Source organism: Actinospineispora eucalypti, from assembly GCF_039543365.1.
Lineage (GTDB): Bacteria > Actinomycetota > Actinomycetes > Mycobacteriales > Pseudonocardiaceae > Pseudonocardia > Pseudonocardia eucalypti.
Genome location: NZ_BAABJP010000024.1, coordinates 77773 through 91146, shown reverse-complemented (window position 1 = coordinate 91146; position 13374 = coordinate 77773). Strand labels below are relative to the sequence as shown.

Genomic DNA, 13374 nt, shown 5'->3' with positions numbered 1-13374 from the left:
CCTTGGGATCACGATGGTGGGAGCACGCGCGCCGGTGCCCCCGCTGACCGCGAAGCGGTGGTCAGCCGTTACAACAGCGAACGGGTCAGGCCCTGGCCGAGCGGTTCGTCGGTCGGGTGCCCGTTCACGGTCCGGGAACTGTTGCCGTTGCTGCCCCGGTTGCCGTACCGGGTGGGGTCGCAGCCGGCGTACTGGTAGTCGTAGCGGACGTCCTCGGTCCGGTCGACCTCGTCCCGGCACGCCTGCTCGCCGAACCCGTCCTCGTCCGCGTGGGCAAGCCCGGCGAGCCCGGTGAGTCCGCCGACCAGCGTGAGCACCGAAGCAAGCCCGATGACCGCCGCCGCAACGTTGCGAGCCGTGTATCTCATGAGCACCCCTAGCGCCGCGCCGCTGCCGGACGGGGCACGCGGCGGTGTATACCGTAACGAACGAGTGTTTGTAAAAAAGGTTACGCGTGTTGCCAACCCCGCCTGTACTGGCGTTTTATCCGCCCAGATAGGCCCGGTGCAGGATCTCCGGTGACTCGGTGAGGGCGGCCGCACCGCCCTGGTAGGTCACCCGGCCGCTGGATACCACCAGCGCCGTGTCCGCCACGCCGAGCGCCAGGTGGGTGAACTGCTCGACCAGCAGGACGCCCACGCCGGTCGCGCTGATCCGCTGGATCATCGGCAGCAGCCGCAGGAACACCACCGGGGCCAGGCCCAGCGACAGCTCGTCGATCAGCAGGTACCGGGGCTGGCCGGCGAACGCCCTGGCCAGCACGACCATCTGCTGCTCGCCGCCGGAGAGCAGCCCGCAGGCGGTGTCGCGGCGCCGCTCCAGCTCGGGGAACAGCTCCAGCGCCGCGCGCGCCCGGCCCGGTTCGCGGGCGGTCAGGGCCAGGTTCTCCGCCACGGTGAGCGAGCCGAACACCGCCCGGCCCTGTTCGATGTGCGCCAGCCCCAGCCGGGCCCGGCGGACCCGGGACAGCCCGGTCAGCGGCCGTCCGTCCAGCTCCACCCGGCCGCCGCTGGGCGCGAGGACCCCGGACACCGCCTCCAGCAGGCTGGTCTTGCCGGCGCCGTTCGGGCCGACCAGTGCGGTGATGGTGCCGGGCCGCACGTTCAGGCTGACGTCCCGGATGACCGGCCCGCTGCCCCGGCTGACCGTCACCCCGCGCAGCTCCAGCCCGTTCACAGCATCTCCGCATCGCCCATGTAGGCCTGCAGCACCGCCGGGTTGGCCAGCACCTCGTCGCGCGGCCCCTGGTCGAGCACCTCGCCGTGGTCCAGCACCGTCAACGTCGGGCAGACCCGCCGGACCAGGTCCAGGTCGTGCTCGATGAGCAGCACCGCGACCCCGTACCGGCCGGGTAGCTCCAGCAGTCGCCGGCCCAGCTCGAGATGCTCCTGGTGGGAAAGCCCGGCCGCCGGTTCGTCCAGCAGCAGCACCCGGGGCCGGGACAGCAGGCCGGCTGCGACCTCCACCAGCCGCCGGGTGCCGACGTCCACGCCGGCCAGCCGGGTCGCGGCCGGCGGGCAGCCGAGGAAATCCAGTACCTCGGCCATCTCGGCGGCACCGGTCCGCCGGCCGGCGACGAATTGCAGGTAGGCCCGGATGGTCAGGCCGGGCGGGACCCGGTCCTGCTGGAAGGTGCGGCGCAGGCCCAGCCGGGCGCGCCGGTGGGGCGGCAGGCCGCGCAGCGGCCGCCCGGCCAGCACCACCGACCCGCCGTGCCGGGGCAGGAACCCGCTCAGCGCGTCGACCAGGGTGGACTTGCCGGCGCCGTTCGGCCCGATCAGGCCCATGATGCAGCGCTCGCCCAGGGTCAGGCTCACCCCGTTCAGCGCGGTGACGTTGCCGAACGCCACCGAAAGGTCCCGGACCTCCAGCACCGGCACCGCGCCGCCCGGATCGGCGGGCGGCGGCGGGTCCGGTTCATCCCCGTGGGGCCGGAGCGCGGGTGGGCGGGCCCGGCGGCGCCACCAGAGGGCGCGGATGGTCTCGCCGAGGTTGTTGCCGCTGGTCAGTGCCTGCACACCGAGCACGCCGAAGACGACGAACGCCCAGTCCTGCGGTACCCCCCAACGCTTGAGCAGCTCCGGGACCAGCACCCACAGGACACCGCCCAGGACCGCCATGTCGATCAGGTGCGCCCCGGACATGACGGCCAGCACGTACAGCGCCAGCGACTGGATCGGGGCGAAGCTGCTCGGGAAGGCCAGCCCGACCTGCCCGGCCACCAGCCCGCCGCTGATCCCGCCGAGGACGGCGCTGACCGCGAACGCGGAGAGCTTGGCGCCGCCCACGCTGGCCCCCACCGCGGCGGTTGCCCGCTCGGAGAACGCCACCGCCCGCCACCCGCTGCCCGGGCGGCCGCGCCGCGGCAGGTGCACCAGCAGGCAGACCGCGGCCAGCACCAGCACGCTGAAGAAGAAGTAGGAGCGGTCGTCGCCGAACGGGTCGGGGCGCGGCACGGCCTCGCCCCGGGCGGCGCCGGGGAACTGGACCTGCACCAGCGTCACGTCGGCGGCGGCCGCGAGGCCCAGGGTCACCACCGCGAGGTTCACCCCGCGCAGCCGCAGCGCCGGGAGCCCGACCAGCACGCCCAGCGCCCCGGCGGCCAGCCCGCCGAGCACCAGCCAGCCCAGGAACCCGCCGGGCGCGTCCAACTGGTTGAGCCCGGAGACCACCCAGGCGCCGGCCGCGGCGAAGGTGAGCTGGCAGAGCGAGATCATGCCCGCACTGCCGGTCACCACGCCGAGCCCGAGCACCGCGATGGTCGCGGCCACCGCCGTGGTGCCCAGGTACACCAGGTAGTCGCTCAGCCCCAGGCTCAGCAGGTACCCGGCGGCGACGCCGGCAATCGCGACGCCGGCCGCCGCGACGCCCGCCGGCACCGTGAGCCGGACGTCAGCGCGCGTCATCCCACACCTCCTTGCGCCGCGTCCACAGCAGGAAGCCCACGATGAACAACAGCGGCAGGAAGTTGCGCACGAAGGACACCGCCGCCACCTGCGCCACCGCGCCCTGCAACATGCCGAGCAGCAGGCCACCCAGCACCGCCAGGTCCAGCCGCTGGAACCCGCCGAGCAGCGCCGCCGCGGCCGCCGGCACGATCAGCATGGCCAGCGAGGTCGCGTCGTTGGACTGCGACGGCGCGACGATCAGGATCACCCCCGCACTGATCACCCCGCTGGCCGTCCACACCGCCACGCTCAGCGACCGGGCCGGGATGCCGAGCAGCTCGGCGGTGGTCGGGCGCTCGGAAAGGGCGCGCAGCCGGATGCCCACCGCCGTGCGGGCCAGCACCAGCCGGCAGGCCACCGCGACCAGCACGGCCAGCAGCACGGTGACCACGGTGAGCTGGCTGACCACCACGTCGCCCACGGTGAACGCCGGGCCGGGGATGACCGGGCTGAACGGCTGCGGCTTGTTGCCGAACAGGATGAACGACAACGAGATGAGCAGCAGCAACGGGCCGACGGTGACCGCCGAGCGGGTGCTGGTGTCCGCCTCGGGCAGCCACCGGGCGATGATCGCGCCGATCAGCGCGCTCAGCGCCCCGCCGATCAGCACCCCGACCAGCATCGCCGGCCAGATGCCCACGCCGTGCCGGCCGACCAGCCACACGCCGACGTACCCGCCGAACATGCCGACCGCCGCCTGGGCGAAGTTCACCACCCGGACCAGCCGGGACATCAAGGTCAGGCAGACCGCCAGCACCGCGTAGAGCCCGCCGGCGGCCAGGCCGGCTACCGCGCCCTGCAGCACCGGTTCACTTCCCCGGGATCCGCAGCCAGTCGTCCGCGGCGAGCTGCCACCGGTTGGTTCCGGTCAGCAGCTTCACCGGCCATCCCGCCGTGTTCTCGTTGTGCGCCCGGCCCGGCCCGAACACGTAGGGCGTGCCGACCATCGGGTTGCTGATCGGCCGCATCTCGTGCAGCGCCGTGGTCACGCTCTCCCGGGTGATGTCGCCCCTGATGCCGCGCGCCACCTCCAGGAAGTAGGTCGCGGCCAGGTAGCCGCCCTGGCTGAACGAGGTGAGCGGGATGTTGTTCCGGGTCATCAGGTCGCGCCAGTCCCTGGTCTGCGGGCTGTTCGCGTCGGTGAACGGGTAGAACTCGGCCGGCACGTACACCCCGGCGCCGGCGTTGGTGATCGCCTCGGCGTAGTTGGTGCTGTAGACGCTGGTCAGCAGCAACCAGGTGACGTCGTTCCAGCCCTGGGCCTCGGCGGCCTTCAGCTGGCCGATGGAGTCCGGCTCCACCGGGTTGACGGTGACCGCCTTGCAGCCGGCCTGCCGGGCCTTGACGATGTACGGGGTGTAGTCGGAGGCGCCGTAGGGCAGGGTGGCGTCCAGGTAGTGCAGCTTCTGCCCGGTGATGTCCGACCAGCGCTGGATGGCGGCCTGGTAGGCGGGCAGCGTGTTGCCGGCGACCTCGATCAGCGCGCAGATGTTGTTCAGGTGCAGCACCTGGCTGCCGTAGAGCAGGGTCAGCGTCATGTCGTGGAACGGGCCGACGTTGGCCGGCCCGATGTTCGGGCTGTCGAAGCAGGTGGCGTCCACCCCGATCCCGGCGATCGACAGGATCTTCTGCTGCTCGTAGTACCGGGCGTTGATCTGGCAGTCGATCAGGCTGGCCCCGCCGACCAGGGCCACCGCCCCGCCGCTGACCACCTGGCGCGCGGCCGAGGCGGCGGTCGCCGGGTCGCCCTTGTCGTCCACGATCTGGTAGTCGATGCGGTGCCCGTTCACGCCGCCCTGGGCGTTGGCCCGGTCGAACACCGCCTTCGCGGCCTGGGAGGCCTCGGGGAAGGTCGCTCCGCCGCTCAGAGCGCTGACCGAGCCCACCACGATGGGCGCGTCCGGTCCGGTGGCGCCCCCGCCGCAGGCGGTGAGGCCGAGCAGTGCGAGGGCGGTGAGCAGGTGTCTCTTCATGGGTCCCCTTCGCCGGGCTCGTGGCGTTCCGGCAGATTAGGGACGCCGGGTGGGACCGCCTTGTCATCCGCTGCGCGGCTGTTGACTGTGCACGCGGTCATGCCGTGCGCGCACCGGCAAGCGGTGTGCCGAGACAGTCAAGGCGGGGCCCGGCCGCGTGCCTAACGTGCCGCCATGACGCCTGACCCTCGGCTCGACCAGGATGAATGGCGGACCTACGACGAGTTCGCCGCCGGGATCGACACCTACCGGTTGCCGGCCGAGGACCTCACCGGCCGGCGGCTGCGGCTCACGCTGGACGGTGGCGGCCGCCTGGACCTGCGCTTCCACGACGCCGAGACCGTGGAGTGGGAGCGCGATGCCGGACCCGGCTCCCGGGACCCCTACGACGCGGTCGCGGTCCGCCCGGACGTGCACTTCGTGAACGTTCCGCTCCCGGCCCGGCGGCGGGAGGCACTGACCCTGGTGTGGTCGGGCCAGACCGGACGGGCGGTCGCGGTGCACTCGGCCATCGCCGCCCACCCGGAGCCGGACGTGCCCCAGGTCGGCCAGCGCTTCTGTGCCGGCACGGTGGACGGCGTGGCGGTGTCCGGCCCCGAGCCCGGCCCCTCCCGGGACCTGATCGGCCGGCGCAACGTGTACCGCTACAGCCCCAGCCACCTCTACGAGCACGTCTACCTGTCGGGGCAGCGCTACGCCTGGCAGTGCCTGCAGGGGGTGCAACGCGGGCACGGGGACGTGGACCTGTCCACCGTGTGGAGGTTCGACGGCGGGCTCTACCTGTTCTGCTTCCGCGAGTTCAAGATCCCGGTGGCCAGCGTGTGGCTGCACGACCTGGGCTACCAGCTGATGACCACCGGCATCTTCCTCGGCCTGGACGGGACCGGCGAGGTGGCGCACAGCCGGGCCGGCGGCTACATCTACCCCCTCGGCTCGGTCACCTACCCCGACATCCAGCCGGTGTAGGACGTGTTTCAAAGTTCGCCTGGACAGCACGGCTGGGCCGGCCTACCGCGCCTTGGATGACCCCGTGGTGAAAGCTGGACCGGAAAGCGTTCCGCGACATCGACACCAATCTGGTCAGTAGCATGATCGAACCAGACTGACGTCGATGTCGGCGGCGCACCGGGCCCGCGCGGCGACCCGATCGTCACGCACCGTGGCATCGGTGGGGAGGGCAACCCGGCTGGAACGTCACCGGCGCACTCGAAGCCCCGCCAGACCGGCCAAGCCGCGCCGTCCAAGCCGTCCGTCAAGCCAGCCGCCACCCAACCCAGCGGCAACCACCCAAATTGGCGGGACAGTTAGGAGCAGAATCGGCGGCATGAAGTACGTGCTGCTGATCTGCGACGACGAGACCGACCCGCCGAGCAACGAGGAGATGGCCGCCGACCCGGTGCACCAGGCCTGGGAGGCGGACCTGGCGCGGCGCGGCGCCGAGCTGATGGGCGAGCGGTTGCGGCCGGTGGTGGACGCGACCACCGTCCGGTTCCGCGACGGCGAGACCCTGGTCTCGGACGGGCCGTTCGCCGAGACCAAGGACTTCGTGGGTGGCGTGGTGATGGTGGAGTGCGCGAACCTGGACGAGGCGATCGAGATCGCCGCCGGCCATCCGTACACGCGCCGGGGTGGGGTCGAGATCCGCCCGGTCTGGGAATGACCGCACCGGACGACGTTCGCACCGCCGTTGACGCCGCCTACCGCGACGAGTGGGGCCAGGTGGTCGCGACCCTGATCGGGCTCACCGGTGACTGGGACCTGGCCGAGGACTGCGCGCAGGACGCGTTCGCCGCCGCGATGGCGACCTGGCCGCGTGACGGCGTCCCGAAGCGCCCCGGCGCCTGGCTCACCACGACGGCCCGCAACCGGGCGACCGACCGGCTGCGCCGCGACACCGCCGGCGCGGCCAAGCTCCGCCAGCTGGCCGTGCTGGACCGCACCCCGGACGAGCCGCCGGTGGAGGAGATCCCGGACGACCGGCTGCGGCTGATCTTCACCTGCTGCCACCCCGCGCTGCCGTTCCCGGCCCGGGTCGCGCTCACCCTGCGCACGCTGGCCGGCCTCACCACCGCCGAGATCGCCCGCGCGTTCCTGACCGGCGAGCCCGTGATGGCGCAACGCCTGGTCCGGGCCAAGCGCAAGATCCGGGAGGCCGGCATCCCCTACCGCGTCCCGCCGGCCGAGCTCCTGCCCCAGCGGCTCGCTTCCGTGCTCGCGGTGCTGTACCTGATCTTCAACGAGGGCTACGACGATGCGGACGAGGGGGACCTGCGGCGGGCACTGGCGGCCGAGGCCATCCGCCTGAACCGGGTCCTGGTCCGGCTGATGCCGCCCGAACCCGAGCCGCGCGGACTGCTCGCGTTGATGCTGCTGCACGAGGCCCGCCGGACGACCCGCACGCGGAACGGTGTGCTGGTCACGCTGGAGCACCAGGACCGGTCACGCTGGGACCGGACGCTGATCGGCGAGGGCGTGCGGACGCTCGACCAGGCGCTCACGGCCCGGCGTAGCGGCCCCTACCAGGTGCAGGCCGCGATCGCGGCCTGCCACGCGACCGCGCCCGACGCGGCGAGCACGGACTGGCCCCAGATCGCCACCCTGTACGCCGAGCTGGCCCGGCTGGCGCCGTCGCCGGTCGTGGACCTCAACCGCGCGGTCGCGGTGGCGATGGCCGACGGCATCCCGGCCGGCCTGGCCCTGGTGGACGAGCTCGCGTCGTCCGGCCGGCTGGACCGGTACCACCTGCTGCCGGCCACCCGGGCCGACCTGCTCCGCCGGGCCGGCCGGGCCGCCGAGGCCAGGGCGGCCTACGAGCAGGCCCTGGGGCTGGCGCCCACCGAGGCCGAGCGGCGTTACCTCTCCGAACGCCTCCGCGAGGTCTGAGGAAAGTTTTTCCGCCCGATGTCGATTCCGGGCGACCTCCTTCGTCGGTGGGGCACATTCCACCAAATCGGGAGGGAAGCCCCATGAGTACCCAACAAGCAGCGGTGAGCCCCCGAAGGGCCACCCGAGCTCTGGCCGTGCTTTTCCTGGGAGCCTTCGTCATGGGCAGCTCCGAGCTGCTCATCGTCGGCGTGCTCGACCTCGTCGCCGGCGACCTGGGGGTCTCCGTCCCCACCGCCGGCACGCTGGTGACCGGCTTCGCACTGGGCCTGGGCATCGGCGGCCCGATCCTGACCGCACTGACGATCAGGCTGGACCGCCGCACGATCCTGTGCGGCACGCTCCTGCTGGCCATCGGCTGCAACCTGGTCGTGGCGCTGAGCACCAGCTACGACCTCACCCTGGCGGCCCGGACCCTCACCGGCGCCTTCGCCGGACTGTTCGACGCCGCCGCGTTCACGGTGGGCATCGCCGTGGTCCCGCCCGACCGGGCCGGCCGCGCCCTCGCGGTGGTCATCTCCGGCTTCGCCGTCTCCGCCGCGGCCGGCGTGCCGCTGGGCACCCTGCTCGGCCAGGTGGTTGGCTGGCGCGCCTCCTTCATCGCCATCGTCGTGCTCGTCGCGGTCATGCTGGTCGCCACGGTGGCGCTGGTCCCGTCGGTGCCCGGCGGCGGCGACAGCGGAGTCGGCGGGCAGGTGAGGTACGCCTTCGCCCCCCGGGTGCTCGCGGTGCTGGCCCTGTGCGCCCTGCTGTTCGGGTCGACGTTCGCGGCGCTGACCTACATCGTGCCGTTCCTGCAGCAGGTCACCGGCATCTCCGGCGCGCTGGTCAGCGTGTTCCTGCTGGCCTACGGCGTGGCCACGGCGGTGGGCTCGTTCGGCGGCGGCCGGTTCGCCGACCGCAACGCCGCTCGCACCCTGGTCGTGGCGGCCACCGGCACCGTGGGGTCGCTGGCCGCGCTCTACCTGTTCGGGGCCAACCCGGTCCTGGTGGGGCTGCTGCTGCTCGGGCTGGGCGTGTGCACCATGGGCGCCGGGCCGTCGCTGCAGTACCGCGTGGTCGCCCTGGCCGGCCCCGGCGCCCCGCTGGCCCAGTCGCTGCCGGCGTCGGCGATCAACCTGGGCATCGCGTTCGGCTCCTTCGCCGGCGGCGTCGCCGTCGGCGCCTTCACCGCCTCGGCCGCGATCCTCGCCGGCCTGGTCATCGCCCTCACCGCCATCCCGGTCGCCTGGGCCACCGGCCGCCTCCAGCCACCCACGGCCGACAACCCGGTCACCGACCCCGAACCGGCCGCAACGGCCGGCCGATAGAACGGAGCAGCAGCCATGAGCGACAACAGCGCGACCTACGAGATCTCCGTACCCAACTCCCCCGAGCGGGTCTTCGACGCCGTCACGGACGTCCGGGGATGGTGGAACGAGGGAATCGACGGCGGGACCGCCGAGGTGGGTGACGAGTTCACCTTCACCGACCACGGTTCGCTGTGGTGCCGGTTCCGCCTCACCGAGGTCACCGGGGCGAGGGTCGTGTGGGAGGTCCTGGACAGCCACCTGAGCTTCGTGGAGGACCACGACGAGTGGACCGGAACGCGGGTGATCTTCGAGATCACCCGCACCCCGGACGGGGCCGGCCTCCGGTTCACCCACCACGGCCTGCGGCCGGCCGTCGAGTGCTACGACGCCTGCACGCGCGGCTGGGACTTCTACATCAACCAGAGCCTGAAGGGCCTCATCACCGCCGGCACCGGCCAACCCATCCCGAAGCCGGGCTAGAGCAGAACGCCGAGGACCCGGGCCCGGTACTCGCTCGGCGGCACCTGGTAGGTGGCCTTGAACACCCGGCTGAAGTGCGCCGCGTCCAGGAAACCCCAGCGCGCGGCCAGCGCGGCGATCGGCCGCGCGCACTGCGCCGGGTCGCGCAGGTCGCGGCGGCACCGCTCGAGCCGGCGGGCCCGGATCCAGGCGGCGATGGTCGTGCCCTCCGACCGGAACAGCGTGTGCAGGTGGCGGGCGGAGATGAAGTGCGCGGCGGCCACCGTGGTCGGGTTCAGCCCGGGGTCGCCGAGGTTGGCGTCGATGTAGTGCCGGACCCGGTCGAGCAGCTCGTGGTTGCGCCCCCGCGCCTGGTGCCCGCCGGCTCCGAGCTCGTCGACGAACATCGTGGTCAGCAGGTCCAGCGCGTTGTGGGCCAGGCGGAGGCCGCTGCCCCCGGAGAGCTGGTCCAGGTTGCGGGCCAGCTGCACGAGGAACGGGCTGATCACCCGCCCGAGCCCGGCATCGCCGGCCATCCGCACCGCGGTCAGCTGACCCATCTCCTCGGGCGGGAGCGCGATGAAGTGGTGCGGGAACATCACCACCATCGCCTGGAAGTCGTCGTCGAAGGCCAGCGTGTAGGGCCGGTTGGTGTCGTAGACGGCCAGGTCACCGGTGGAGAGCACGGCCTCGCGGCCGTCCTGGACGAGCAACCCGGTGCCGGACAGCTGCAGGCTCAGCTTGAGCATGTGCGGCCCGCCCCGGGCGATCAACGCGGGGGTGCGCTGGACGCTGTGGCCGGCGGCGGTGATCTCGGACAGCGACACCCCGTCCAGTACCTGGGTGCGGATGCCGGCCCGGAAGCCGTCGGGCCGGTCGGTGCTGACCTCGAGCGGGACGAAGGATGCCGAGACCAGGGCATGCCAGTCGGCGAAGGTCTCGGCTACCGAGGCGATGACTCCGTCGGCCACGACGCACCTCCTTAGACCGCGACATTGCGGGCGCCGGGCATCGTATATGATCTGGTATGTTATAGCCCACTTCCGGGTGATAGCGCTTAGGTCGTCGCCAAGGCGATCGTGGGCAGGTCCACCGCGTGCGCCCCGCCGTCCGCGACGGTCACCGAACCGGTGATGTACGACGAGTCGTCCGAGGCCAGGAAGCGGATGATGGCGGCGATCTCCTCCGGCCGGGCCGGGCGGCCCAGCGGCACGTTCTCGGTCACCCGCCGGTAGGCCGCCTCCCGGTCGGCCAGCCCGGCCGCCGCGCTCAGCGCGTCCATCTGTTCGTCGGCCATCGGGGTGCACACCCAGCCGGGACACACCGCGTTCACCCGTACCCCGTGGCGGCCGTAGTCCCGGGCCAGGCTCCGGGTCAGCCCGATCAGCGCGTGCTTCCCGACCGTGTAGCCGGCCACCGACGGCCCGGCGAACAACCCGGCCAGCGAGGAGACCACGACCACGCTCCCCCGGCTCTTCACCAGCTCCGGCAGCGCCGCCCGAACGGTGGCGAAAGCGCTGGTCAGGTTGGAGCGCAGGCTCTGCTCCCAGTCCGCGTCGTCGGTGTCGCCGACGGCCGAGAGGCCGTGGCCGCCGGCATTGGCCACCACCACGTCCAGCCCGCCGTACCGGGCGACCACGGTTCGCACCGCGTCCTCGATCGCCGCGCGGTCCGCCGCGTCGGCGACCAGCGGCAACGCGCCGGTACGCGCGGCTACCTCGTCCAGCGGGGCCGGCCGGCGGCCGAGCACCGCCACCCGCGCGCCCTCCGCCCGGAACCGGGCGGCGGCCGCCGCCCCGATGCCGGTGCCGCCGCCGGTGATGAGGACCTTCCTGCCGTCGAACATGGGGACTCCTTCGGTGGGTCAGGCCGGGAACGCCGACCGGCTCAGGTAGCCGAAGTCGGACACCAGGCTGGTGCCGTTCACCGGCGCGGAGCACGGGGAGGCCAGGTAGAGCACGTGGTTGGCGACCTGGGCGGCGGTCTGCACCGGGAACGCCGAACCCGCGAGCCCGCCCAGGTCGGCGCGGGCCATCGGGGTGTCCACGACCGAAGGGCACACGCAGTTGACCCGGATCGCCCATTCGGCGAGGTCCACGGAGAGCGCCCTGGTCAGCTGGAGCACGGCACCCTTGGAGGCGTTGTACGGCAGCATGCCGGGCGCGGCCACGAAGCTGGAGTCCGAGGCGAGCAGCACCACGGCGGCCACCGCCGACCCGGCCAGGTAGGGGCGGGCGTGCTTGGCCAGCAGGAAGGGACCGCGCACGTTGACCGCCAGCACCGCGTCCCACTGCGACCCGGTGATCTCGTCGATCGAGCGGCCGAACGGGCCGGAGATGCCCGCGCACGCCACCACCACGTCCAGCCCGTCGTAGCGGGCGGCCACCGACTGCACGGCGGCGGCCACCTCCGGCTCGGCGGCGACGTCGGCGGCGACGAAGGCGACCTCGGCGTCCAGCGCCCGGGTCAGCTCCTCCTTCACCGCGTGCCCGCCCGGCACGTCGATGTCCAGCAGCCCGAGCCGGGCGCCCTCCCGGGCAAATGCCCAGGCACAGGCCCGGCCGATGCCGGAGGCGGCACCGGAGATCACGACCACCCGGCCGCGCAGCTGTAGATCCATCTCAGTAGCCGCAGTGCGGCGCCGGGCTCATGCGTCGTTTCCCTCTCCGGCGCCGCCGTCGGCCGGGTCCAGCCCGGCGGGGTGCACCGTGTTGCTCAGCAGCCGGCCGAACGCGCCGAAGGTGAAGTGGGTGGGCCGCCGGCCGGTCTGGTCCAGGCCGAACAGGACGCCGTGGGAACGCAGCGCCCGCTGGTCACGGTGGTCGGCCACGGTCAGCGAGGCGCACGGGATGACCTTCTCCCGCCAGCAGAACACGTAGATCCCGGGGCGCAGCTGGTAGGTGGTCTGCTCGTCGGTGTCGGCCAGGCCGCGCTCCGGCCCGGCCAGGCACTGCCAGGTGTACCACCGGGGGCTCAGGTAGACGTGCTCGTAGGTGTGCTCCGCGCTGTAGGTCCACATCACCCGGCGGCCGACCAGCGCGGTGCTCGGCGCGGGGGCCGGGCCGAGCACCGCCACCCCCTCGATCCGCCCGGGGGCGAAGAGCTGGCGAACCCGGGTCCGCCCCGGCTCCGGGGCACCGATCGTGGTGAGCACCGCCAGGGTGTGCCCGGTGCCGAAGTCCAGCAGCAGGCCGACCGTCTCCTCGGGCCGGTCGGTGTGCTGGAACTGGGCGTAGACCAGCCCGTCCGCCACGTCGAACGCCTCGTAGCGGTCCCGCCCGGCCGACTCGGGGACGGGGTCGCCGGTGCCGGGCGAATAGGTCCAGGCCACCGTGTCGGCATCGAAGCGGTGGACGATCCGGGTGCCCCGGTCGTCGACGACCACCACCTCCCGGTCGGCCAGCGCGCTCGACGGCGCCGCCTTGTAGGCGTCGAACCCGGGCGCCAGCCCGTCCAGCGGCAGCCAGTTCGAGGTGTCCGACAGGTCGGTCATGTGGCCCCCTCCCTCGGGGTGGGTTCGCGTTCCCGGTCGGTGCGCAGCGCGCGGTAGACGTCGGCCGGTGCCGGCGCAGCCACGCTCTCCGCTAAACCGGATCCGCCCATGGCCCGGGAGTATTTCGCCGCCGGCCGTACCCGCCTTGTCGTTGCGCGCGGACCCGATGTCATCGAGCGCTACGCCGATCGAGCACGCCCTGTCGCTCGGGTGGGTGCCCTACGTTCGAAAGACGGCCTGGACGGCATTCCCACGCTCAGCTCTACCTCAGCGGGCTTCGATCTTGAGCCAGGCCCCGCTGAGGTAGATCTCGGCGAACTGACGGC

General features: G+C 72.9%; 14 protein-coding genes. 5 read left to right on the top strand and 9 right to left on the bottom strand.

Annotated elements, in window-relative coordinates:
* Positions 1 to 68: 68 nt before the first annotated feature.
* The 5 genes from ABEB12_RS22840 to ABEB12_RS22820 all read right to left on the bottom strand — a co-directional run bounded on the left by ABEB12_RS22840 (position 69) and on the right by ABEB12_RS22820 (position 4921).
* On the bottom strand, positions 69 to 368 hold the full coding sequence (locus ABEB12_RS22840) for a hypothetical protein (protein WP_185060105.1): 300 nt from the start codon (positions 366 to 368) through the stop codon (positions 69 to 71).
* 115 nt (positions 369 to 483) lie between these two features.
* Positions 484 to 1176 carry an ATP-binding cassette domain-containing protein gene (locus ABEB12_RS22835; protein WP_185060104.1) on the bottom strand — a complete coding sequence of 231 codons (693 nt, stop codon included), beginning with the start codon at positions 1174 to 1176 and terminating at the stop codon, positions 484 to 486.
* Positions 1173 to 2906: an ABC transporter permease subunit gene (locus ABEB12_RS22830; RefSeq protein ID WP_185060103.1), complete on the bottom strand. Its 1734-nt coding sequence runs from the start codon at positions 2904 to 2906 to the stop codon at positions 1173 to 1175. Before ABEB12_RS22830 ends, ABEB12_RS22835 begins: the two co-directional genes overlap by 4 nt.
* Positions 2893 to 3753 (bottom strand): ABC transporter permease subunit, encoded by an 861-nt coding sequence (locus ABEB12_RS22825; RefSeq protein WP_185060102.1) that lies wholly within the window; start codon positions 3751 to 3753, stop codon positions 2893 to 2895. Before ABEB12_RS22825 ends, ABEB12_RS22830 begins: the two co-directional genes overlap by 14 nt.
* A 4-nt stretch (positions 3754 to 3757) precedes the next feature.
* On the bottom strand, positions 3758 to 4921 hold the full coding sequence (locus ABEB12_RS22820; protein ID WP_185060101.1) for an ABC transporter substrate-binding protein: 1164 nt from the start codon (positions 4919 to 4921) through the stop codon (positions 3758 to 3760).
* 174 nt (positions 4922 to 5095) lie between these two features.
* On the opposite strand from ABEB12_RS22820, the gene ABEB12_RS22815 reads away from it, so the two are divergent.
* From ABEB12_RS22815 to ABEB12_RS22795, 5 genes are all read left to right on the top strand, one after another.
* Positions 5096 to 5887, top strand: coding sequence for a MoaF C-terminal domain-containing protein (locus tag ABEB12_RS22815; RefSeq protein ID WP_185060100.1), 792 nt, complete (start codon positions 5096 to 5098; stop codon positions 5885 to 5887).
* Between the two features lie 358 nt (positions 5888 to 6245).
* Positions 6246 to 6581, top strand: a complete 336-nt coding sequence (locus ABEB12_RS22810) for a YciI family protein (RefSeq protein WP_185060099.1) — start codon at positions 6246 to 6248, stop codon at positions 6579 to 6581.
* Positions 6578 to 7804, top strand: a complete 1227-nt coding sequence (locus ABEB12_RS22805) for a sigma-70 family RNA polymerase sigma factor (protein ID WP_185060098.1) — start codon at positions 6578 to 6580, stop codon at positions 7802 to 7804. The genes ABEB12_RS22810 and ABEB12_RS22805 overlap by 4 nt, the downstream gene beginning before the upstream one ends.
* A gap of 83 nt (positions 7805 to 7887) precedes the next feature.
* The gene (locus ABEB12_RS22800; protein WP_185060097.1) at positions 7888 to 9114 is read left to right on the top strand and encodes an MFS transporter; all 1227 of its coding nucleotides are present in this window, start codon (positions 7888 to 7890) and stop codon (positions 9112 to 9114) included.
* 15 nt (positions 9115 to 9129) lie between these two features.
* Complete coding sequence (locus ABEB12_RS22795; RefSeq protein ID WP_185060096.1) at positions 9130 to 9576, top strand: SRPBCC domain-containing protein; 447 nt, start codon at positions 9130 to 9132, stop codon at positions 9574 to 9576.
* Here the strand turns inward: ABEB12_RS22795 and ABEB12_RS22790 are convergent.
* The 4 genes from ABEB12_RS22790 to ABEB12_RS22775 form a co-directional block, all read right to left on the bottom strand.
* Entirely contained in the window at positions 9573 to 10526 is a 954-nt protein-coding gene (locus ABEB12_RS22790) for an AraC-like ligand-binding domain-containing protein (RefSeq protein ID WP_185060095.1), read from the bottom strand. The genes ABEB12_RS22795 and ABEB12_RS22790 overlap by 4 nt on opposite strands.
* 86 nt (positions 10527 to 10612) lie before the next feature.
* Positions 10613 to 11401, bottom strand: coding sequence for an SDR family oxidoreductase (locus ABEB12_RS22785; RefSeq protein WP_185060094.1), 789 nt, complete (start codon positions 11399 to 11401; stop codon positions 10613 to 10615).
* Between the two features lie 18 nt (positions 11402 to 11419).
* Positions 11420 to 12175 (bottom strand): SDR family oxidoreductase, encoded by a 756-nt coding sequence (locus ABEB12_RS22780; RefSeq protein ID WP_185060093.1) that lies wholly within the window; start codon positions 12173 to 12175, stop codon positions 11420 to 11422.
* A gap of 27 nt (positions 12176 to 12202) precedes the next feature.
* The gene (locus ABEB12_RS22775) at positions 12203 to 13048 is read right to left on the bottom strand and encodes a MoaF C-terminal domain-containing protein (RefSeq protein ID WP_185060092.1); all 846 of its coding nucleotides are present in this window, start codon (positions 13046 to 13048) and stop codon (positions 12203 to 12205) included.
* Positions 13049 to 13374 lie beyond the last annotated feature (326 nt).